Below are 21,853 nucleotides of genomic sequence, written 5' to 3'. Positions count from 1 at the left end.
CCTCTTCTCTTCCCTCTATTTAGATAACGGCACGCTGCTCGGTGGTGCGAGAGGAGGGATTTGAACCCTCACGGTTGCCCACCGGATCCTAAGTCCGGCGCGTCTGCCATTCCGCCACTCTCGCACGCAAGGAAGCTTGCCTGAACGGAAAACCACAGTATATCCGGAAGGTTCCCCAAGGCAAGCGCAAAATCAGGGGAGGCGCAGGATCCTTCGGGCGTTGGACAGGAAGAACTTGTCGAGGACGGCGGCGGGGTAGTTCTCCGCGTCCCAGTCGCGGAACAGGCGCTCGTAGGTGAGGACGGGGTAGTCCGAGCCGAACATCACCTTGTCCTGGAGCCGGCCCGCGATCTCCTTCTTGAGCTCCGGCGTGAAGTACTTCGGCGACCAGCCCGAGGTCTCCATGTAGACGTTGGCCTTGTGGAGGAGGATCGCGATCATCTCGCTCTGCCATGGCCACGACGGGTGGCAGGCGATGATGGTGAGCCCGGGAAAATCCGCCGCGACGTCGTCCAGGTGGATCGGCTGGGTATACTTGAGCTTCAACCCCATCCCCCCGGGTGTCCCCGCCCCCAGGCCCGTCGTGCCGGTGTGGAACTGAACGGGGACGGAGAGCTCCACGCACTTCTCGTAAAGAGGGTAGAACCGCCGGTCGTTGGGGAAAAACGCCTGCGCAACCCCCTGGAACTTCACGCCGACCATGTTCAGTCCCCGAACGGCGCGCTCGAGCTCCCGGACCGCCTCTTCCCCCTTCCAGGGGTCGACCGAGGCCCACGCGCCGAGGATCGTTTCCGGGAACCGGTCGCGGAGCGATGCCGTGTAATCGTTGGTCGTTGCGGGGAGCTTCGTCGTCGACTCGGCGTCCCAGGCGATGATCATCGCGCCGACCCCCGCGCGGCGGAACTCCTCCACCATCTCCTCGTCGGTACGGACGCGGAAGGGCGTCTTGTAGTACGCCTCGAGGGCCTCGAAATACGGCCGCATCGATTCGTACCACGGGCGGGTGCTCGGGTGCGCGTGGATGTCGATGGCTTTCAAGGTGCTACCGGAGGTCCAACCCCTCCTCGAACTCCGCGGTGGGTTGGTCGAATTGCATGCCGAAGATGTACGATCCCTTCGGTTCCTCCGCCCCGCGGAACCACACGACCTTTCCCGAAACCCGGACGGGGGGATCGCCTTCGACGAATACGGTCGCGTCCACCCGGTTGCGCGTGGTCATCAGGGTGTCGTACATGATGTGAATGCCGTTGGGTGCGATCTTCGGGGTGACGACCGACATGCCGAGCGCGGACAGGTCCCTCACGGTCCCGGTCACCGGGGAGGAAACCCTTACCGGATCCCGGCCGCTCTGGACGGTAAAAACAACGGTGGCCATTCTCTGACGTCTCTCCTTTCTCCTTCGTTCCCTGGAAAACAGGGTCACTCGGGAACTCCTTCTTTCTTCTCCTCGTCCATGCGCCGCAGGCCTTCCATCATCAGCTGCATCTCGTCCATCGCGATGGTCCGCAGCTGCGTCGTCTGGCCGTGGGAGATGACGAACGGCCCCTCCTGCCGGTACAGCAGTTTGTAGAAGGCCTCCTCGCCGGAGAGCTTCCCCGCCTCGCAGTGGCGGATCCGCCCGTTCTCGAAATAGATGCGCCCCTCTTCCCCCCCCACGCCCTTCAGAGTAACACATGCGGTCTTCAATCCGAGGTGCAATGTCTGGACGATGTCGGGGATGCCGAGGTTCTTGAGGTCCCCCACCACTCCCTGGCTTCCGCCCACCGCCCCTTTCCGGAGGCGGGAATCCCTCCGGATGATGTTCCGGATCCGCGCCGCGAGTTCCTTGAGGTCGACCGGCTTGACGAGGTAATCCTCGGCCCCCAGGTGCAGCGCCTCCACCTTCACCTGCGTATCGTCCTTGGCGGTCAGGAAGATGACCGGGGTGTCTGCGAGATCGCCCCCGCCGCCCCGCATCTTCCGGAACAGGGCGAGGCCGTCCATCCCCGGCATGATCACGTCGACCACGGCCAGGTCGGGCTTTTCCTGGGCCATGAGCTTCAGGGCCTCCTCGGCGTTGTCCGTGGCGACGACGTCGAACCCCTCGTTCACCAGCTTGAGCTTGAGGAGGGTGAGATAGTCGACCTCGTCGTCCACCATCAGGACCTTGGGCTTGGCTCCCACTCCCCGGAAGTAGTATTTCTTCTCGACCACGCTGGTGAAAATCTCCACGACCTCGGGGTCGAACTGGGTCCCCACGTTCTTGTGGAGCTCCCGGATCGCCTCCTCCTTGTCGAGGCTGCGCCGGTAGGGGCGGTTCGCGGTCATCGCCGCGAAGGCATCGACGACGGACAGGATCCGCGCCCCGATCGGGATCTCCCGTCCCTTCAGCCCGCTCGGGTAGCCCTTCCCGTCGTACCGCTCGTGGTGATGGATGACGATCGGCCGGATCTTCCACGGGAAATCGATCGAATCGAGGATCTTCGCTCCGTTCTCGCAGTGGGACTTGATCGTCTTGAAGTCCGACTCGCTGATCTCCTTCTTCGACGTGAGGATCTCGCTCTTGATCCCGATCTTGCCGATGTCATGGAGCAGGGAGGCCACCACGATCTCGTCGACCATCTCCTGGCTGAGCTTCATTTCCTCGGCGACGGAGCGGGCATACTCCATCGTGATGTGGGAGTTCCCCCCGAAGAACGGGTCGTTCACCTCCAGAAGCCCCACAAGGACGTCGATCGTCTCGACGAGGCAGTGCTTCAGCCGGTCGTCGGTCACGGGGAGCGCCACCGGGAAGCGTTCCTCCCCCGCGGCCTGGATCAGGTCCAGAAGCTCCTTCTGGTCGAGGATGAAATCGGAGGAGCCGAACCGGAGGACGTCGTCCGAGCCCTTGATGATCGTGAAGGAGGAGGCGACGATCACCCGGGTTTTCGGGGTCAAGCGGTGGAGCCGCCGCTTGATCTCGACGCCGGAGTAGTCCGGGAGGAACAGCTCGGCCAGGACATAGTCCAGGGCCGTGCTGGAGGCGATCTTGAGCGCCTCCGCCCCGGTGCCGGCCAGCGACACGTGGAACCCCGAATCCGACAGGAGGCTCGCCAGCATGTCGCGGACGCTGGCGTCGTTGCTGATGACGAGGATCGACTGTTTCCGCATCGCCTCTCGATTCCCTCCGCTCACCGCTTCCGGAGGTCCTCCCCGGTCATCTCCGGGGGAAGGGGGATCTTCAGCAGATGGAGGAGGGTGGGCGCAAGGTCCTCCAGGGCCCGGTCCTCCTTGAGGACGAGGCCCTTGCCCGAGGGATCCGCGTAGATCAGGGGGACCGGGTTCGTCGTGTGCGCCGTGTGCGGCTCCCCCGTCTCCGGGTCCACCATCAGCTCGGCGTTGCCGTGGTCGGAGGTGACCAGGGCGACTCCCCCGAGCTCCCAGACCTTCTCCACGACGCGCCGGAGGTTTTCGTCGACGGCCTCCACCGCCCGTATGGCGGCGGACAGGATCCCCGTGTGCCCGACCATGTCCCCGTTGGCGAAGTTCAGGATCATCGCGTCGTATTTACGGGAGCCGATCTCCGCCTCCGCGCGCTCCCCCACCTCGTAGGCGCTCATCTCCGGCTGAAGGTCGTACGTGGGCACGGAGGGGGACGGGATGAGGATGCGCGACTCGCCGGGGAACACCTTCTCCTCGCCCCCGTTGAAGAAGTAGGTCACGTGCGCGTACTTCTCGGTTTCGGCGATGCGGAGGTTCCGGATGCCGTGAGCGGCGAAGACGGTCGCCAGGACGTTTTCCATCGTCTGCGGGGGGAATCCCGCCGGCAGGCCGAACGTTTCGTCGTAGGCGGTCATGCACGCGACCGCAAGGTCCAGGCGCTCCGGGCGAGGGAACTTGTCGAACCCTTCCATGGCAAGGGCGCGAGTGAGCTCGCGGGCGCGGTCCGCGCGGAAGTTGGTGAAAATCACGGAGTCGCCGGGGGAGATGCGTCCCACGGGGCGGCCGTCCCGCGTGATCACCACGGGCTCCATGAACTCGTCGGTCTTCCCCGCCGCGTAGGAATCCGAAACCGCGGCAACGGGTTCCGTGCCCGCCTTCCCTTCCCCCCGCACCATGGCCCGGTAGGCCCGCTCGACCCGGTTCCAGCGGTTGTCGCGGTCCATCGCGTAATACCTTCCTCCGACCGTGGCGGTCTCCCCGATTCCGATCTCCTTCATTTTCGCCAGCAGGTTCTCCACGTGATGGATGCCGCTGGTCGGCGGCGTGTCCCTGCCGTCGAGGATCGCATGGACGTACACGCGGGAGAGGCCCCGAAGCTTCGCCATCTCGAGGAAAGCGTACAGGTGCGTGTGGAGGGAATGGACGCCCCCGTCGGACAGGAGGCCGATGAGGTGGAGGGCCTTCCCCCGCGCCGAAGCTGCGTCCATCACCTTATGAAAGGCGGGGATCCTGAAGAATTCCCCCGTGAGGATCGCCTTCGAAATCCGCACGAGGTCCTGGTAGACGACCCGGCCCGCCCCGAGGTTCAAGTGTCCCACCTCCGAGTTGCCCATCTGCCCCGCGGGCAGTCCCACCCGTTCCTCGGAAGCGTGGATCAGCGTGTGGGGAAACTCCGCCCACAGGCGGTCGAAGAACGGGGTGCTGGCAAGGACGATCGCGTTGGCCTCCGCCTCCCTGCGGAAGCCCCACCCGTCCAGCACGATGAGCGCGACGAACCGGCGTTCCATGTCAGATATTATAGAACACTCCCCTCCCCTCGAATCGGGCGATGGGGCCAAGCTCCTCCTCGATCCGCAGCAGCTGGTTGTACTTCGCGATCCGGTCGGTTCGGGAGGCCGAGCCGGTCTTGATCTGACCGACGTTCAATCCCACCACGAAGTCGGCGATGGTGGTGTCTTCCGTTTCCCCCGAGCGGTGGGACACCACGGCCGTCCACCCGGCGCGCCTGGCCATCTCCACGGCGTCGATCGTCTCGGTCACCGTCCCGATCTGGTTCAGCTTGATGAGGACGGAGTTCGCCGCCTTCTCCTCGATCCCCTTGCGCAGGATCTTCGGGTTGGTCACGAAGACGTCGTCGCCCACGATCTGGATCTTCTTCCCCATCGTCCGGGTGAACAGCTTCCAGCCGTCCCAGTCGTCCTCGGAGAAGCCGTCTTCGATGGACAGGATGGGATATTGCCGGCACAGGTTCTCATAGAACTTCACCATCCCCTCCGCGTCCTTCCTCGATCCGTCCGATTTCTTGAAGACGTACTTCCCCTTCTCGCCGAACTCGGAGGCCGCCGAGTCGAGCGCGATCCCGATCTCCTTGCCCGGCTTGTAGCCGGCTTTCGCGATCGCCTCGAGGATCACCTCGATCGCCTCGGCGTTCGACGAAAGGAGAGGGGCGAATCCTCCCTCGTCGCCCACGTTGGTGTTGAGGCCCTTTCCTTTCAGGACCTTCTTCAGGTGGTGGAACGTCTCCACGCCCATCCGGAGCGCTTCGGCGAAGGACGATGCCCCCACCGGCATGACCATGAACTCCTGGATGTCCACGTTGTTGTCCGCGTGGGAGCCGCCGTTCAGGATATTCATCATCGGCACGGGCAGGGTGCGCCCCCCGATGCCGCCGATGTACTGGTACAGCGGCAACCCGCAGGCCTCCGCCGCCGCTCTCGCCGCGGCCATGGAGACGCCCAGGATGGCGTTGGCCCCGAGCTTCCCCTTGTTCTCGGTGCCGTCCAGCTCGATGAGGACGCCGTCGAGGAAGGACTGCTCGGTTGCGTCGAGGCCGATCATCTTCGGGGCGATCACCTTGTTCACGTTGCGGACCGCTTTCAGGACCCCCTTCCCCAGGTACCGCTTCGGGTCGCCGTCCCGAAGCTCCACCGCCTCCCGCGTGCCCGTCGACGCTCCGGAGGGGACGATCGCGCGCCCCTCCGCCCCCGATTCCAGGCGCACTTCAACCTCCACGGTAGGGTTCCCCCGCGAGTCCAGCACCTGTCTCCCGTGCACATCGATGATCATCGTCATCTCTGCTTTATCCTCCTCTGGATGGTTTCCGCTCCCGACCACCATGCCCCTGCGGAACGCTGCGCTTCCATCCCTGGCAGCGAAGATTACGGGTGAACGAATTTCTTCCCCGCCAGGCGGACGCTGAGCACGGGGCAGGGGGCAACGCGGACCACCTTCTCGGCCGTGCTGCCGAAGACGACATGCTCCACGCCCGTGCGGCCGTGCGTCCCGATCACGATCAGGCCCGCCCCGCACTCCCTCGCTTTCTGGATGATTTCGCGGTAAGGGATCCCGGCGGCAAGCATCGTATCCAGGTTCTCGAACCCGGAGAAGTGCGCCGCGAGGAACGCGCCCATGCTTTCCCGGGCGTACTGCTCCATGCGGCTGCGGAGCAGCTCCAGCGGAACGTCCCCGCGGAACATCGGGTCCAGCGCGGCGGGCTCGTCGAGGACGTGGAGCACGACGACCCGCGAGCCGAACCGATCCGCCAGAAGCCTTGCGACCCGCGCCGCCTCTGCGGAACAGTCGGAAAAATCGGTGGGGAGCAGGATGGTCGGGAACATGATCCCTCCGGCAAAAAAAATCCCCGGCCACCTGCGGTGCGCGGCCGGGGGAGCGGATTCTTTCGCCTAGCGTTGAACCTGGGGCTATTTCTTCTTTCCGCCGACCGCTTCCTTGAGGCCCTTGCCTGCCGAGAACTTGGGAACCCTTGCCGCCTTGATCTTGATCTGTTCGCCGGTCTGGGGGTTGCGTCCCATGCGGGCCTTCCGGTTACTCACGCTGAAGGTGCCGAATCCCGTCAGGGCAAGCTTGTCGCCCTTCTTCAAAGCTTTTCCGACCGCGGTGATAAAGCCGTTGAGCGTCTTCTCCGCCAAGGCCTTGCTGATGCCCGCCGAGTCCGCCATGGAAGCAACCAGATCCGCCTTCGTCATTTCCCGCCCTCCTTGAGAGTTTTTTCAGGTTCCCGATTGCCTCCAAGCCCGGCAGCCGGTAGATCTGTCGGCGAAACTGTTTTTTTAATTAAGTCTGAAAGGAACTTTAGTGTCAAGGGAATTGTCAGACTACAACGGGCCTGCGCGCAGGCCCCCGGGGGGCCATCAGCTTGATGAGAAGCATGCCGACGAGGAACCCGCCGACATGAGCCCACCAGGCCACCCCGCCCGACAGCGCCTCGGTGCGCCCGAGCGTCAGTGCACCGCTTGCGAACTGGATCAGGAACCAGATGCCGATGAAGATGAACGCGGGAATCTCGACGACCGTGAAGAAGATGAAGATCGGCAGCAGCGTGACGATCCGGGCGCGGGGAAACAGGAGGAGGTAGGCTCCGAGCACGCCCGCGATCGCGCCCGAGGCGCCGACGTTGGGGACCATCGAGTTCGACTGGAACAGGATCTGCACCAGGAAAGACGCCACTCCGCACAAAAGGTAGAAGATCAGGTACCTTCCGTGGCCGAGGATGTCCTCCACGTTGTCGCCGAAGATGTAGAGGAAGAGCATGTTGCCGATCACGTGGAGCCATCCGCCGTGGAGGAACATCGCGAAGAGCGGGGTCAGGAGTTCCATCGGGTGGGAGGTGAACAGGTGCAGGAACCGGTACGGGATGAGTCCGTAGGTGTAGGCGAAATCGGACGCCGCCTCCCCGAGCGTGAACTGGTAGAGGAAGACCGCCGAGTTGAGCAGGATCAGCGCGAAGTTGACGAACGGCGTCCGGGAAGAGGGGACCGTATCTCGTATCGGTATGATGGGGACACGCTCCTTGGCCGAAAAGTGATTTTCTCATGGTACAGGCCCCTCCGGGAATTGGAAAGAGGGGAGCGGCTGTTATAATACTGGGTTATGCCGAATCATCGAATCCTCGCGTCATGCGTCGCCCTTTCCTTCCTCATGCACCTGGTGATGGTGGCCGTGGCTTCCCTGATCCCTTGGACCTCGCGCGTCGCCGAGAGTGTGATGGTCGTGGATCTCGCCGATCTTCCGCGGGCGCCGGACTTCCTGCCGCCCAAGGCCGGCATCCTCAAAGGGGGGCGGCCGAAACCGCCGCCGCCCAAACCTCCCCGCGTGATGGAGGGGCGCGTGCCGGACCTGCCGGTCAATCCCGCACTGCCGCCGGAAGAGAGTTTCCCCCTGCCCAGGCCCGGAGAAGCCCCCGCGGAACGACCGGCGTCCTCCGCCACCGTCGCACCCGGAAGATCCGGGAAGACCATCCAGGACCTGAACCCGACCCTAGGGAGGATGGTCCTTGCAATGGAGAAGACGGCCAGCCGCGGATCGGGAAGCACCGCGGGGAAAACGGTGGGGACCGGCGGGAAGGCCGGCGAAAAGGACGGGATCGTGGAGGAAGGCGGAGAGGGAGCCCATCTCACGGCTCTCAACGCTCCCGAGATCCAGTACATCTCCTACTTCGCGGGGATCAAACGGAAGATCGAGCTCGTTTGGGGCTACCCGTCGGCCGCCGGCGGCGTCGAGGGGGAGGTCATCGTCGATTTCGTCGTCGGCCGCCTCGGGAGGCTGGAATCGGTCATCCTCATCCACGGATCCGGGAACCGGTTCCTGGACGACGAGGCGCTGGGCTCCATCCGGAAGGCGTCGCCTTACGACCCGATTCCTTCCGAGTACAAGATCGCGAACCTCCAGATCCGCGCCCACTTCATCTACACGGTCACGCACACCCGGATTCTTCGCTAGCCTGCCAGGCGTTCGTATTCTTCGCAGGTGAGGAGGGAGTCCAGCTCGGCGGGCGCCGCCGGCCGAACCATCAGCAGCCACCCCTCGCCGTACGGATCGGCCGTGATCGTCTCGGGAGAGTGCTCGGCCGCCGGGTTGATCTCCACGATGATCCCGGAGACCGGAGCCACCACTTCGCACACCGCGGAAGACGATTCGATCAGCCCGACCGGCTCGCCGATCGCGACTTCGGCGTCCAGGGGGGGGAGCTCCACGTAGACGGCCTCGCCGAGGTACGTGCCGGGCACGTGGGTCAACCCCACCTGGACATCCCCGTTGTCGCCGCGCCGCGCCCAGACGTGGGTCCGCGTATACCGCCGATCGGAAGGGGCCGCCAGGGGCTACTCCGCTGCCGCCCTGAGCGCCGCGGCTTCCAGCGTGTTGTGGAGCAGCATCGTGATGGTCATCGGGCCGACCCCGCCGGGGACCGGGGTGATCTTCCCGGCGACGGCACTGGCCTCCTCGAAGGCCACGTCGCCGACCAGCCTGCCGTCGGGCAGCCGGTTGATCCCCACGTCGATGACGACCGCCCCCGGGCGGATCCAGGAGCCCCGGATCATCTCGGCCTTCCCCACCGCCGCGATCACCACGTCGGCCGACCGTACCACGCCCGGCAGGTCCTGCGTCCTCGAGTGGCAGATGGTCACCGTGGCGTGGCGGGACAAAAGGAGGATGGCCACGGGCTTGCCGACGATGTTGCTCCGGCCGACGACGACGGCGTGTTTCCCCTTGAGCTCCACCTTTTCGTAATCCAGGATCTTGAGGATCCCGTAGGGGGTGCAGGGGATGAACCCGGGCTCGCCGATGAAGAGCCTTCCAGCGTTCACCGGGTGGAACCCGTCGACATCCTTGCCCGGCGCGATCGCCTCGATCACCTTCGATTCGTCGATCTGGTCGGGGAGGGGAAGCTGGACAAGAATCCCGTGGACCGCATCGTCCGCGTTGAGCCGCCCCACGAGATCCAGGAGCTCTTTCTCCGACGTGGTTGCGGGGAGGTTGATCTGCCGGGAGAGCATCCCCGCCTCGATGCACGCTTTCCCCTTGTTGCGGACGTAGACGCTGGAGGCCGGGTCCTCCCCCACGAGCACGGCGGCCAGGCACGCCCGGATGCCGGTGCGGGCGTTGAACTCCGCCGCCCTTTCCTTGATTTCCGCCCGGATTGCAGCCGCGATCGCTTTCCCGTCGATCCGTTGCGCGGACATTCACGCCCCCCTGCACGAAAGGATCTACCTATCTACCTCGAATCGCGCTGCGGGGGCAAGAGGAAGAACGAGGGATGGCGGCTATTCGGCCTTCGGGCAGCCGGCGCAGGAAGGGGGTGCCTCTCCGCCGGAGGCGGGGCAAGACGGGGTCTTTTCCCCTTTCCCGTTCTTTCCGTTCCCCTTGGCGTAGTCGGTGGCGTACCACCCCGTCCCCTTGAGCACGAACGCCCCGGAGGACATCTTCTTCCGCACCCTGCCGCCGCAGGAAGGGCATTTCCTGAGCGGAGAGTCGTGGATCCCCTGGAGCCGCTCGGTCACTTCGTTGCATTTGCTGCACTGGTACTCGTAGATCGGCACGGCTTTCCTCACCTCGAAAAACGGGGGGCGGGTGACCCCGCCCCCCGGATGGACTTCAGGATATCACGGTTTCTTAATACATCCCGCCGCCGCCGCCCCCCATAGGCATCGGAGGCATCTTCTCCTTCTCTTCCGGCTTCTCGGAGATCGCGCACTCGGTGGTGATCAAGAGCCCCGCCACCGACGCGGCGTTCAGGAGCGCGACGCGCGCCACCTTCGTGGGGTCCAGGATCCCGGCCTTGATCAGGTCCTCGAACTCCTCGGTGGCCGCGTTGAAGCCGAAGGCACCTTTCCCGTTCTTGATCTTCTCCACGATGACGCCGCCGTCCTGGCCCGCGTTGATCGCGATCTGTTTGGACGGCTCGAACAGCGCCTTCCTCACGATGTCGATGCCCGCAGCCTGGTCGTGTTCCAGCTTGATCCCGTCGAGCACCATCGCCGCGCGGATGTAGGCCACGCCGCCGCCGGGGATGATCCCCTCCTCCACCGCGGCCCGCGTGGCGTTGAGCGCATCCTCCACCCGCGCCTTCTTTTCCTTCATCTCGGTTTCGGTCGCCGCGCCGACGTTGATGACGGCGACGCCGCCGACCAGCTTGGCCAGCCTTTCCTGGAGCTTCTCCTTGTCGTAGTCCGAGGTGGTCTCCTCGACCTGCGCGCGGATCTGCTTCACCCGGCCCTCGATGTCGGCCTTCTTGCCGGCGCCGTCGATGATCGTGGTGTTGTCCTTGTCGATCACCACCCGCTTGGCCCGGCCCAGGTCGGTCAACTGGACCGCCTCGAGCTTGATCCCCATCTCTTCGGCGATCGCCTTGCCGCCGGTGAGAACCCCGATGTCCTCGAGCATCGCCTTCCGCCGGTCCCCGAAGCCGGGAGCCTTCACCGCGCAGGCGTGCAGCGTGCCGCGCAGCTTGTTGACCACCAGGGTGGCCAGCGCCTCGCCCTCGACCTCTTCCGCCACGATGAGGAGCGGCTTGCCCGAGCGGGCGATCTGCTCGAGCAGGGGAAGGAGGTCCTTCATGTTGGAGATCTTCTTCTCGTGGATGAGGATGTACGGGTCCTCGAGGATGACTTCCATCCTCTCGGGATCGGTGACGAAGTACGGGGAGAGGTAGCCGCGGTCGAACTGCATCCCCTCCACGATCTCGAGCGTCGTCTCCATCCCCTTGGCTTCCTCGACGGTGATGACCCCTTCCTTGCCGACCTTGGACATCGCCTCGGCGATGATGTTCCCGATCGTCTCGTCGTTGTTCGCGGAAATCGTTCCGACCTGGGCGATCTCCTTGGGGTCCTTGGTCGGCTTGGACATCCTCTTCAACTCGGCCGCCACCGCCTCGACCGCCTTGTCGATCCCGCGCTTGAGGTCCATGGGGTTGTACCCGGCGGCCACGAGCTTCGCGCCCTCCTGGTAAATCTTCTGCGCCAGGACGGTTGCCGTGGTGGTGCCGTCGCCCGCCACGTCGCTCGTCTTGGAGGCCACCTCCTTCACCATCTGGGCGCCCATGTTTTCGTACTTGTCGGGCAGCTCCACTTCCTTGGCCACGGTGACGCCGTCCTTGGTGACGAGCGGGGAACCGAACGACTTCTCGATGATCACGTTGCGGCCCCGGGGGCCCAGGGTCACCTTGACCGCGTCCGTCAGAAGGTCCACGCCCACCTTGATCGCGGCACGGGCCTCCTCACTGAATTTCAGCTGTTTCGCCATCTTTGTATTTCCTCCTTTTGTCGTCTCGTAATGGGTTCGCTATTTCTCGAGGATGGCGAGGATGTCGTCCTCGCGGAGGATCAGGTGCTCCTCGCCGTCGACCTTGATCTCGGTCCCGGAATACTTCCCGAAGAGGATGCGGTCGCCCTTCTTGACCTCGGGGGGCACGCGGGTCCCCTTTTCGGTCACCTTGCCGGAGCCCACCGCGACCACCAGCCCCTCCTGGGGCTTCTCCTTTGCGGTGTCGGGGATGATGATCCCGCCCTTGGTCTTCGTCTCCTCCTCCACGCGCTTGATCAGAATCCTGTCCTGCAGCGGCTTTACCTTCATGTCGTCTCCTCCTGCGGTTGTATATGGGATAGCGGCCATCCGGCTGTTAGCACTCGACAGAGGCGAGTGCTAACAGCGAATATACCGACCTTCCGGAGGGCTGTCAAGGGGGCAGAAGGAAAAACCCCCAGGCATGCGGGCGGCAGGCAGGCGAGGCGGCCCGTCGACCTACGGCTTTCGCCTCGCCATCTCCTCCTCGAAATACTTCCGGTAGAGGATGTCCCACTCCCTGCCCCCTTCGGGGGGGCGCCGGGAGAGCCGTGCGATCTTCCCCCGGACGAAGCTGTCCACCTCGTCCTCGGCCCGGACAACCGCCTGGAAGGCGGCCTTGGCCTCGCGCAGCGCCATCCCCTCGTCGGGGAAATCGGCCAGGTCGTCCTTGTACAGGCGGTCGATCACCAGGCGGGACAGGTGCGAGATGCGGTCCTCGGTCAGGCGCAAGGCCTTTCTCCTTAAAGGGTTACAGAACGATGCCCCGCTCTTTGGCGAGACGATCCTTGATCTTCTGGAACAGGACGTGGGAGCTGGCCTGCGACTGCGACATCTCCCGGGAATGCTTCTCCATCAGCGCCTCGACCTCCCGGTCGAGCGCCACTTCCCGCTGGAAATCCTTCCTGACCTCGCCGATCATTTTCGCCAGCAGGACGTCTTCGGCGGCCTTCGGCCGGATCATCCCCTTCTCCTTCCAGCGGGAGAGGATCGTCTTGCAGACCCGCTGGAGATCTTCTTCGCGAATCTTCAACCGCTCCTCCTGACCGGGGCGGCCACCCAGGTCCGGAAATCTTCGCCGACGACTCCCTTGCGGCGATATCTTTCCATCGAAACGGCGCAGGGGCAATCCCTTTCCTTCACGGAAAGCGACCGGGCGGCGGCGATCGCCAGGAGGGGGATGGCGTTCTTCGCCCGCTCTACGCGGCCCGCGCTCTTCGCGGGCAGCATCCCCTCGAAAAGCGTCGCTCGCCGGTACGGCAGGGGTCTCACCCCTTCCGCGTAGTTCGTGAGGTACCCCACGGGCGCGTAGCAGATCTCCAGCTCGCGGGCGAGGAACGCCTCGGGGCACAGGGTCATCCCCACCATGTCCGCACCCGCGCCCGCCAGGAAGCGGATCTCGGCGGGCGTCTCCAGCCGGGGCCCCTCGGTGCAGGCGTACGTTCCCTTCGCGTGCAGGCGGATTCCGTCCGAGCCCCTTCCCCACGCTGCGCACAGCGCCGCGCGCAGCGTCTCGCAGAAGACCGGCGACTGGCGGATGAAGCCGATCCCCTTCCCCTCGTAGAACGTGGACGGGCGGTTCCGCGTGAAATCCAGCAGGTCGTCCGGAAGGACGAGGTCGCCGGGACGGTATTTCCCGGAGAGGATCCCCGGGCCCGTCCAGGCGACGATCCGCGGGACGCCCAGGACCTTTGCCGCGTAGATGTTGGCCCGGTAGTTCACGAAAGGCGCGGTCTTCTCGTAGCCGCGCTCCCCGTGGCGGGAAAGGAACAGGTAGCGGAATCCGTCCTTGTCGTACAGGTGGACCGGATTGGAGAGGCCGAAAGGCGTGCGCACGCGGCGTGTGGAGAGGCGCCGGCCCAGCGTTCCCCCCGGCAGCGCGTACGCCCCGGATCCTCCCAGGATCAGAACGATATCCGGACCCCCAGGTTGACCGTCCAGCCCCCGACCTTTACGTCGAACGGGGTGCCGGCCGCCGACGTGAAGGTGGGCTCGGCCCAATGGTATCTCCCCTCGAAATTCAGCGCCATCCGGGGGTTGAGCCAGGCATCCACCCCGATCGACCCATAGCCGCCGAACACCGTGTCGCTATCGTTGATCCCGCTGAATCCCGGCCTTGCCGCCTCCTTCAATTCGGAGAAATACAGCCCCAGGCCCGCGCCGATATACGGCTCCATGAAGGGATGGGGAACGACGATCCTCACCCCGAAGGTCAGCGGAACCACCGACACATCGTCCGAGCCCCTCTCCGCCGAGTAGCCGCCCAACGAGCCCTCGACCGCGAGAAACGGGGAGACGCGGGACCCGATTCCGATGTTGAAGTTCCCGCCCGTGTCGTACCCGGAAAGCCCGGCGGCGCTGTCGTTCGGCTCGAACAGGCCCAGGTGGGCGAAGAAGTAGGGCTGCCCGTGCACGGCGTGCTGGGGAGGCGGGGCGCCCGCCGCTCGCGGCGGGGGAGGACCTCCGCCCGGATACCGTTCGTACCGGTCATACCGGTCCTGCGCCGGCGCCGTGGCCGATAGCGTTGCGACGAAAAGCCCCGAGAGCAACAATACCGCGATTTTTTTCATCTTCCTCCTCCTGTCGAAGGTCCGGGCGTGAGACCAGAATACCCCCCATCCCGATGGAAATAAAGGGGACGATTCGCCTATAATGGTATCCTTCCCCGGAACTATACGCCCTGTGAAAGGGAGATATTCATGATCATCGTCATGGAGGCCCGGGCCTCCAAAGCGGAAATCCGCACCGTCATCGAGAAGATCAGGGAACTGGGGTACACGCCCCACACGATCCACGGGAAAACCCGGAAGGTCATCGGCGCGATCGGGGACGAGCGGGGGAAGTTCATCCTGCAGTCCCTCGAGTCCCTGCCCGGCGTGGAGCGGGTGGTCCCGATCCTGAAGCCGTACAAGCTCGCCAGCCGGGAGGTGAAGCCCGAGCGTACCGTCATCCGGATCGCGCCGGGAGTGACCGTCGGGGACCGGCAGCTTCTCATCATCGCGGGCCCCTGCTCCGTGGAGAACGAGCAGCTGATGGTCGCCACGGCCCGGGCAGTGAAGGCAGCGGGGGCGCACGTGCTGCGCGGCGGGGCCTTCAAGCCGCGCACCTCGCCGTACGCGTTCCAGGGACTCGCCGAGAAGGGGCTGAAGATCCTGCGCAGCGCGGGCGACAAGGCCGGGATGCCCGTGGTGACCGAGGTGTTGAACCCGATCGACGTCGAGCTGGTCGCCGACTACTCCGACATCCTGCAGGTCGGCGCGCGCAACGTGCAGAACTTCGCGCTGCTCAAGCGGATCGGGAAGTCGAAGCGGCCCATCCTTCTCAAGCGCGGCATGATGACGACGATCACGGAGTACCTGATGAGCGCGGAGTACTGCCTGTCGGAGGGAAGCCGCCAGGTGATCCTCTGCGAGCGGGGGATCCGCACCTTCGAGGATGCGACGCGCAACACGCTCGACCTCTCCGCGATCCCGGTCCTCCGGGAGCGCACGCACCTCCCGGTCATCGTCGACCCGTCGCACGGGACGGGGCACGCGGCGTACGTCCCGGCGATGGCGTACGCGGCCGTGGCCGCCGGCGCGGACGGGCTGATGATCGAGGTGCACCCCACCCCGGAGAAGGCGGTTTCCGACGGGCCGCAGTCGCTCACCTTCGAAAAGTTCCGAGAGACCATGAAAACGCTTTCCGCCTTTATCGCCGCCGCGGGACGCACGATCTGAAGAAGCTTCTCCTCGCGCTCGCCGCGCTTTTTCTCCTCCACGCCGCCTACCTGTACTACAAGGTCGGGGCGGGCGTGACGCGTGATGCCTGGGAGGTCCCGTCGGTCCTGTACGGGCGCCCCACACGGATCCACCCCGGGGATTCCCTCGGCAACCTGCGGCTCGCGGAGAGGCTCAACCGCCTCTCCTATCGGAAGGTGACGGGCGCGCCGCTCGCGGAAGGAAGCTGGTCCGAGGAGGGGGACAGGATCCGCATCCATACCCGGGATTTCCGCTACGGAGAGCAGGAAGAGCGCAGCTTCACGGTGGAGATCGGATCCAGGGAAGGCCGCATCGCTTCGCTCTCGACAACGGCCGGCGCCCCGCTCGAGGAGGTCCTCCTCGATCCGGAGGAGGTGGGCCGGATCTTCGGGCCCGGCAGGGAGTCGCGGCGCATGGTGCCCCTCCCGGCCATCCCGAAACGGCTCCAGGACGCCGTGCTGGCCGCGGAGGATGCCCGCTTCCATTCCCACATCGGCATCGACTTCCCGGGCGTCGCGCGGGCGGCGATCGCCAACCTGCGCCACTTCCGGTTCGTACAGGGGGGATCCACCATCACCCAGCAGCTCGCCAAGAACTTCTTCCTGACCCCCGAAAAAAGCCTGTGGCGGAAGGTTCGCGAGGCGGAATTGGCGCTCCTCATGGAGATCCGGTTCTCCAAGAAGCAGATCCTCGAGGCCTATCTGAACAAGATCTACTTCGGGCAGGAGGGGGCAAGGGGGATCTACGGCGTGGAAGAGGCGGCGAGGTTTTACTTCTCCCGGAGCGTGGGCGAGCTCTCCCTGGAGGAGGAGGCCCTGCTGGCGGGGATCATCCACTCGCCCAACCGGTACTCGCCCATGCGCCAGCCGAAGGCGGCCAGGGAGCGCCGGGACTGGGTCCTCTCCCGGATGGCGCAGCTCGGGATGATCGACGCCCGGGAATACGAGAGGGCGGTGCGGTCCCCCGTTCGGACAAACCCCCGGCCCCTGCCGGCGCGCGGCGGAGAGTACTTCGCGGACTACGTCCAGCGGTTCGCCGAGGACGGCATCGGGGACGGGAAGCTGTACCGGGAGGGCTACCGGATCTACACCTCGCTCGACCCGTTCCACCAGGCGGCGGCGGAGGCCGCCGTCGCCCAGGGGCTCGCCGAGATCGAGCAGGCGGGCAGGAAAACCGGGGAGCCGCTCCAGGCCGCCCTCGTCGCGGTCGACCCGGCCACGGGCGAGCTGACCGCGATGGTCGGCGGCCGCGGCTACGGAGAGACGCAGTTCAACCGGGCCGCCGACGCGCGGCGCCAGCCCGGCAGCGCGTTCAAGCCCTTCGTCCTGCTGGCCGCAATGGAGCAGGCCGTCCGGGGGAAGGGGAAGATCACGCTGGCCAGCCCGCTCTCGGGGGAGCCGCTCTCGGTGAACACGCCGGAGGGGAGCTGGACGCCGGGAAACTTCGAGGGGAAAGAGTACGGGACGATCAGCGTCCGCCGGATGATCGAGGATTCGGTCAACACCGCCGCCGTCCGCCTGGCCATGCAGGTGGGCCTCCCGGAGGTCGTCTCGGCCGCGCGGGACGCAGGGGTGGCGAGCCGCCTCTCCCCCGTCCCCTCCCTGGCGCTGGGGTCCTTCGAAGTCACGCCGGTCGAGCTTGCGTACGCCTACGCGACCTTCGCGTCGGGCGGCAGGCGGCACAAGCCGTTCCCGCTGGAGGCGATCGTCGGACCCGGAGGGGAAACGGTCTACGCGGAGAAGGCCGGAGTGGAGCAGGCCGTCGACCCCCGCGCCGCCTGGCTGGTCACCTCCGCGCTGGAAGGAGCGGTCGAGCGAGGGACCGGGCGGGCGGCGCGCGCCTCGGGGATCGGCTTCCCGGTAGCGGGCAAGACCGGAACGACCGACAACTACCGCGATTCCTGGTTCGCGGGGTACACGCCGGAGGTGGCATGCGTCGTCTGGGTGGGAAAGGACTCGGGAAAGGAGACCGGCCTGTCCGGCGCGGCGGGGGCGCTCCGGATCTGGACCCGGTTCATGAAGGCGCTGTACCCCGCCTCCGGGCCGCGCGCCCTGGCGGTTCCGCAGGGGGTGGTCTCCGCCGTCATCGACCCCGCCTCCGGCTACCTGGCCACGACGGCCTGCCCCGAGCCGTTCACGGAGGCCTTCATCGAGGGGACGGCCCCCAAGGAGACGTGCCCCCTTCATCCCGTTCATCCCCTGGTCGACACGTTCCGGAAGGGCCTTCGCGGCATCGGCGACTTCTTCCGCAACCTCTTCAAATAGTGGTATAAATAACGCTTTAAAAGGCTCGACGGAACGAAGGAATCCGATGGAGTACAAGAACACCCTGAACCTGCCGCGGACCGGATTCCCGATGCGGGCGAATCTCGCCCAGCGGGAGCCCGAGATCCTTGCCGGGTGGGAGAAGGCCGGCCTTTACCGCGCGATGGCCACTCGCAACCGGGGGAAAGAGAAGTTCGTCCTCCACGACGGACCTCCGTACGCCAACGGCCACATCCACATCGGGCACGCCCTGAACAAGATCCTCAAGGACGTGATCGTGAAATACCGGAGCCTGTCGGGCCGCTGGGCGGAGTACGTCCCCGGCTGGGACTGCCACGGGCTGCCGATCGAGCACCAGGTGGACAAGAACCTGGGGGCGAAAAAGGAAGCGATCCCCACGGGGGAGAAGCGGAAGCTTTGCCGCGAGTACGCGGCGAAGTTCATCGACATCCAGCGGCAGGAGTTCAAGCGCCTGGGGGTCCTCGGGGACTGGGAGAACCCCTACCGGACGATGTCGTTCGACTACGAGGCGGGGATCCTGCGGGAGTTCGCCCGGTTCGTCGAGTCCGGTGCGGTCTACAAGGGGACCAAGCCCGTCTACTGGTGCCTGACGTGCAAGACCGCCCTGGCCGAAGCGGAAGTGGAGTACGCGGACCACACCTCCCCTTCCATCCATGTGAAATTTCCCTTCGTCGATCCTCCTGAAAAGATCCATCCGGCCCTCGCGGGGAAGAAGGTGTTCTTCGTCATCTGGACGACCACCCCGTGGACGATCCCGTCGAACCTCGGCGTAGCGCTGCACCCGGACTTCACCTATGTCGCGCTCGAGGCCGGAGGCGAGGTGTACGTCGTGGCGGAAGGGCTGGCGGAGCGGTTCACGGGCGAGGCGGGTCTCAAGGATCCGGCGCGACTGGCGACCTTCGGCTCCACCGGCCTGGAGCGTCTGCGGTGCCGCCACCCCTTCGTCGACCGCGATTCCATCCTGGTCCTCGGCAATTACGTGACGCTCGAGGCAGGCACCGGCTGCGTCCACACGGCACCGGGCCACGGGCGGGAGGACTATGAGACGGGGCTCAAATACGGGCTGGAGATCTACGCCCCGCTGGACGACGCCGGCCGGTTCACCAAGGACGTCCCCTTCTTCGCGGGGATGCAGGTCTTCGAGGCGAACCCGCGCGTCAACGCCAAGCTGACCGAGGTCGGCGCGATGCTCCGGGAAGGACAGGTCACCCACTCCTACCCGCACTGCTGGCGGTGCAAGCATCCCGTCATCTTCCGGGCGACCAAGCAATGGTTCATCTCGATGGACAAGACGGGGCTGCGGGCGAAGGCCCTTTCGGAAATCCGGAAGGTCCGGTGGATCCCGGCGTGGGGACAGGAGCGGATCGAGGGGATGATCGCCAACCGGCCGGACTGGTGCATCTCCCGCCAGCGGGCGTGGGGAGTGCCGATCGCCATCTTCCAGTGCGGGGAGTGCGGGCACGATCTGCTCGACCGGAAGCTCATCGACCACGTCGCGGGGATCTTCGAGAAGGAAGGGGCCGACGCCTGGTTCCACCGGGACGTGAAGGAGCTGCTGCCGCCCGGCGCTTCCTGCCCCGCCTGCAAGGGAACGGAGTTCCGGAAAGAGACCGACATCCTCGACGTGTGGTTCGACTCCGGCGTCTCGTACGCCTGCGTGTGCGAGGGGAAGGAGAACCTGGGGGTCCCGGTCGACCTGTACCTCGAAGGGTCCGACCAGCACCGCGGCTGGTTCCACTCCACGCTCCTCGCGGCGGTGGGGACGCGGCAGGCCGCCCCCTACAAGGCCGTGCTGACCCACGGATTCGTCGTGGACGGCAAAGGCGAGGCGATGCACAAATCCAGGGGGAACGTCATCGCCCCGGAGGAGATCATCCGGAAGAACGGCGCGGAACTGTTGCGGCTGTGGGCCTCCGCCGAGGACTACCGCGACGACATCCGGCTCTCCAAGGACATCCTGGACCGGCTGACCGAGGCCTACCGCAAGATCCGGAATACGATCCGGTTCCTGCTGGGCAACCTGGACGGCTTCTCCCCGGAGCGGGACGCCGTCCCGTACGACCGGATGCCGGAGATGGACCGGTACGCGCTCGTCCTCTTCCGCCGGCTGGCGGAGAAGGTCCTCCGGGCGTACGAGAACTACGAGTTCCACCTCATCTTCCACGCGGTGAACAACTTCTGCGCGGTGGACCTGTCCAGCTTTTATCTCAACGTCCTCAAGGACCGCCTCTACTGCTCGAAAGCGGACGACCCGGCCAGGCGATCCGCGCAGACGGCCCTCTTCGAGATCACCCGCGGCCTGCTCTCCCTGCTTGCGCCGGTGCTGTCGTTCACCGCGGAGGAGGCCTGGGGAACGCTGCCCGCCTTCCCGGGGAAGCCGGAGAGCGTTTTCCTGTCCGACCTTCCGAAGCCGGCGGAGATCGCCGGGGAGGAGGAGATCGCCGCACGCTGGGAGCGGATCCTTGCCTTGCGGGCCGAGATCGCCCAGCCGCTGGAGGCCGCGCGCAAGGAGAAAACGATCGGCAGCGACCAGGACGCCCTGGTGACCGTGTCGCCCGGCCCCTTCGCCGACCTGTTCGAGAGCCGGCGGCGGGAGATCCAGGATGCCCTCATCGTGTCGGGGCTCGCCATCGGCGACGTCTCCGGGCCCGGCGCATACGAAAGCGCGGCGTTCCCCGGCCTCAAGGCGAAGGTCGAAAAAGCCGCCTGGGGGAAGTGCGAGCGTTGCTGGAACCACACCCCCGCCGTCGGGACGATCCCCGGCACTCCGGAGCTGTGCAGCCGGTGCGCCGCGGCGGTCGCCGGATAAGGCGCCTTCTTGCCGCGGCTTCGCAAATTCGCCGCCCCCCTCCTGGCGGCCGCCGCCCTTATGGTCGCCGACCAGTGGAGCAAGGTCTGGATCGTTCGCCACTTCGGGCTCTACGAGGCCCGGGCCATATGGAAGAATTACTTTCACGTCGTCCACGTCCGCAACCGGGGGGCCGCCTTCGGATTTCTTTCCAGCCTGGATCACGCATGGGTCAATCCCCTCCTGATCGTGGCGACGGTGCTCGCGGTGGCAGCCGTGCTCGCGTACCTCCATTACCTTCCGGGAAAGGGTCCGGCGCCTTGCGGCCTGGGGCTCATCCTGGGCGGGGCGGGGGGGAACCTGATCGACCGGGCGCGGCTGGGCTACGTGGTCGACTTCCTCGACGTCCACTGGCACCACTACCACTGGCCCGCCTTCAACCTGGCCGACATCGGGATTACCGTCGGGGTCTTCCTGCTCATCCTCGACATGCTATTCTGGTCGAAGGAGGGAGAAGTTGCACCCCGTCCTTCTTAAGATCGGCAGCCTGAAGATCTACTCCTACGGCGTCTTCGTGGCAATCGGGTTCCTCGCCGCCCTGTGGATCGCGGGACGGGAGATCGCCCGCAAGGGGCTCGACCGGGAAACCTTTTACGACATGGGCTTCTGGGTGGTGATCGCGTCCATCGTCGGGTCGCGCATCTTCCACGTCCTGGTCTACTGGGACCACTACCGGGCCGCCCCCTTCGAGATCTTCAAGCTGTGGAACGGGGGGCTCGTCTTCTACGGCGGGTTCCTGGCCGCCGTCGCGGTGTGCGTCTATTTCCTGCGAAGGCACCGGATGCCGTTCCTTCCCGTCGCCGACGCCTCCTCCATCGGCATCCCGCTGGGGCTGGCGTTCGGGCGCATCGGCTGCACGGCCGCCGGCTGCTGCTACGGGAAGCTCACCACCGTGCCCTGGGCGATCGTCTTCACCGACCCGGCCTCCCTGGCCCCGCTCGGCTTGCACCTGCACCCGACGCAGATCTACGAGTCGCTCGCGGCGTTCGCCATCTTCGGGA

23 protein-coding genes and 1 tRNA gene are annotated in these 21,853 nt (G+C 65.7%); 6 read left to right on the top strand and 18 right to left on the bottom strand.

The window, feature by feature from the left end; translation table 11 throughout:
• Positions 1–42: 42 nt before the first annotated feature.
• The 9 genes from A2Z13_05730 to A2Z13_05690 form a co-directional block, all read right to left on the bottom strand.
• A tRNA-Leu gene (locus A2Z13_05730) sits at positions 43–124 on the bottom strand.
• Positions 125–192: 68 nt separating this feature from the next.
• Positions 193–1,038, bottom strand: coding sequence for a hypothetical protein (locus tag A2Z13_05725; GenBank protein ID OGP76236.1), 846 nt, complete (start codon positions 1,036–1,038; stop codon positions 193–195).
• Between the two features lie 4 nt (positions 1,039–1,042).
• Positions 1,043–1,375: a hypothetical protein gene (locus A2Z13_05720; protein OGP76235.1), complete on the bottom strand. Its 333-nt coding sequence runs from the start codon at positions 1,373–1,375 to the stop codon at positions 1,043–1,045.
• A 44-nt stretch (positions 1,376–1,419) separates the two neighbouring features.
• Positions 1,420–3,129 (bottom strand): hypothetical protein, encoded by a 1,710-nt coding sequence (locus A2Z13_05715; protein OGP76234.1) that lies wholly within the window; start codon positions 3,127–3,129, stop codon positions 1,420–1,422.
• A gap of 20 nt (positions 3,130–3,149) precedes the next feature.
• Positions 3,150–4,688 (bottom strand): phosphoglycerate mutase (2,3-diphosphoglycerate-independent), encoded by a 1,539-nt coding sequence (locus tag A2Z13_05710; GenBank protein OGP76233.1) that lies wholly within the window; start codon positions 4,686–4,688, stop codon positions 3,150–3,152.
• Position 4,689: 1 nt separating this feature from the next.
• Positions 4,690–5,973 carry a phosphopyruvate hydratase gene (locus A2Z13_05705; GenBank protein ID OGP76232.1) on the bottom strand — a complete coding sequence of 428 codons (1,284 nt, stop codon included), beginning with the start codon at positions 5,971–5,973 and terminating at the stop codon, positions 4,690–4,692.
• Positions 5,974–6,059: 86 nt separating this feature from the next.
• Complete coding sequence (locus tag A2Z13_05700) at positions 6,060–6,518, bottom strand: hypothetical protein (protein ID OGP76231.1); 459 nt, start codon at positions 6,516–6,518, stop codon at positions 6,060–6,062.
• An 84-nt stretch (positions 6,519–6,602) separates the two neighbouring features.
• A complete protein-coding gene (locus A2Z13_05695; protein OGP76230.1) occupies positions 6,603–6,887 on the bottom strand; it encodes a DNA-binding protein HU in 285 nt (94 codons plus the stop codon).
• A gap of 124 nt (positions 6,888–7,011) precedes the next feature.
• Positions 7,012–7,698 (bottom strand): rhomboid family intramembrane serine protease, encoded by a 687-nt coding sequence (locus A2Z13_05690; protein ID OGP76229.1) that lies wholly within the window; start codon positions 7,696–7,698, stop codon positions 7,012–7,014.
• 93 nt (positions 7,699–7,791) lie between these two features.
• On the opposite strand from A2Z13_05690, the gene A2Z13_05685 reads away from it, so the two are divergent.
• Positions 7,792–8,640, top strand: a complete 849-nt coding sequence (locus A2Z13_05685) for a hypothetical protein (GenBank protein ID OGP76228.1) — start codon at positions 7,792–7,794, stop codon at positions 8,638–8,640.
• Here the strand turns inward: A2Z13_05685 and A2Z13_05680 are convergent.
• The 9 genes from A2Z13_05680 to A2Z13_05640 form a co-directional block, all read right to left on the bottom strand.
• Complete coding sequence (locus A2Z13_05680; protein OGP76227.1) at positions 8,637–9,017, bottom strand: hypothetical protein; 381 nt, start codon at positions 9,015–9,017, stop codon at positions 8,637–8,639. The genes A2Z13_05685 and A2Z13_05680 overlap by 4 nt on opposite strands.
• 3 nt (positions 9,018–9,020) lie before the next feature.
• Positions 9,021–9,881: a bifunctional 5,10-methylene-tetrahydrofolate dehydrogenase/5,10-methylene-tetrahydrofolate cyclohydrolase gene (locus tag A2Z13_05675; GenBank protein ID OGP76226.1), complete on the bottom strand. Its 861-nt coding sequence runs from the start codon at positions 9,879–9,881 to the stop codon at positions 9,021–9,023.
• A gap of 81 nt (positions 9,882–9,962) precedes the next feature.
• Complete coding sequence (locus A2Z13_05670) at positions 9,963–10,238, bottom strand: hypothetical protein (protein ID OGP76225.1); 276 nt, start codon at positions 10,236–10,238, stop codon at positions 9,963–9,965.
• Between the two features lie 73 nt (positions 10,239–10,311).
• Positions 10,312–11,940: a chaperonin GroL gene (locus A2Z13_05665; GenBank protein OGP76224.1), complete on the bottom strand. Its 1,629-nt coding sequence runs from the start codon at positions 11,938–11,940 to the stop codon at positions 10,312–10,314.
• A gap of 39 nt (positions 11,941–11,979) precedes the next feature.
• Positions 11,980–12,270, bottom strand: a complete 291-nt coding sequence (locus A2Z13_05660; protein ID OGP76223.1) for a co-chaperone GroES — start codon at positions 12,268–12,270, stop codon at positions 11,980–11,982.
• Positions 12,271–12,438: 168 nt separating this feature from the next.
• Entirely contained in the window at positions 12,439–12,711 is a 273-nt protein-coding gene (locus tag A2Z13_05655) for a hypothetical protein (GenBank protein OGP76222.1), read from the bottom strand.
• A 19-nt stretch (positions 12,712–12,730) separates the two neighbouring features.
• Complete coding sequence (locus A2Z13_05650) at positions 12,731–13,012, bottom strand: hypothetical protein (protein ID OGP76221.1); 282 nt, start codon at positions 13,010–13,012, stop codon at positions 12,731–12,733.
• Positions 13,009–13,920 carry a phosphorylase gene (locus A2Z13_05645; GenBank protein ID OGP76243.1) on the bottom strand — a complete coding sequence of 304 codons (912 nt, stop codon included), beginning with the start codon at positions 13,918–13,920 and terminating at the stop codon, positions 13,009–13,011. Before A2Z13_05645 ends, A2Z13_05650 begins: the two co-directional genes overlap by 4 nt.
• Entirely contained in the window at positions 13,884–14,549 is a 666-nt protein-coding gene (locus tag A2Z13_05640) for a hypothetical protein (GenBank protein ID OGP76220.1), read from the bottom strand. Before A2Z13_05640 ends, A2Z13_05645 begins: the two co-directional genes overlap by 37 nt.
• Before the next feature lie 129 nt (positions 14,550–14,678).
• Here A2Z13_05640 and A2Z13_05635 point away from each other — a divergent pair, with 129 nt between their 5' ends.
• The 5 genes from A2Z13_05635 to A2Z13_05615 form a co-directional block, all read left to right on the top strand.
• Positions 14,679–15,698 (top strand): 3-deoxy-7-phosphoheptulonate synthase, encoded by a 1,020-nt coding sequence (locus A2Z13_05635; GenBank protein OGP76219.1) that lies wholly within the window; start codon positions 14,679–14,681, stop codon positions 15,696–15,698.
• A 74-nt stretch (positions 15,699–15,772) separates the two neighbouring features.
• Entirely contained in the window at positions 15,773–17,983 is a 2,211-nt protein-coding gene (locus A2Z13_05630) for a hypothetical protein (protein ID OGP76218.1), read from the top strand.
• Between the two features lie 46 nt (positions 17,984–18,029).
• A complete protein-coding gene (locus A2Z13_05625; protein ID OGP76217.1) occupies positions 18,030–20,813 on the top strand; it encodes an isoleucine--tRNA ligase in 2,784 nt (927 codons plus the stop codon).
• A 60-nt stretch (positions 20,814–20,873) separates the two neighbouring features.
• Entirely contained in the window at positions 20,874–21,329 is a 456-nt protein-coding gene (locus A2Z13_05620) for a signal peptidase II (protein OGP76242.1), read from the top strand.
• A partial coding sequence (locus A2Z13_05615; protein OGP76216.1) for a prolipoprotein diacylglyceryl transferase occupies positions 21,310–21,853 on the top strand: 544 nt, incomplete at its 3' end. The genes A2Z13_05620 and A2Z13_05615, both read left to right, overlap by 20 nt.

Source organism: Deltaproteobacteria bacterium RBG_16_64_85 (assembly GCA_001798885.1).
In the GTDB taxonomy this organism is placed as follows: domain Bacteria; phylum Desulfobacterota; class Deferrimicrobia; order Deferrimicrobiales; family Deferrimicrobiaceae; genus FEB-35.
This window is presented reverse-complemented; position numbering and strand designations above follow the sequence as displayed.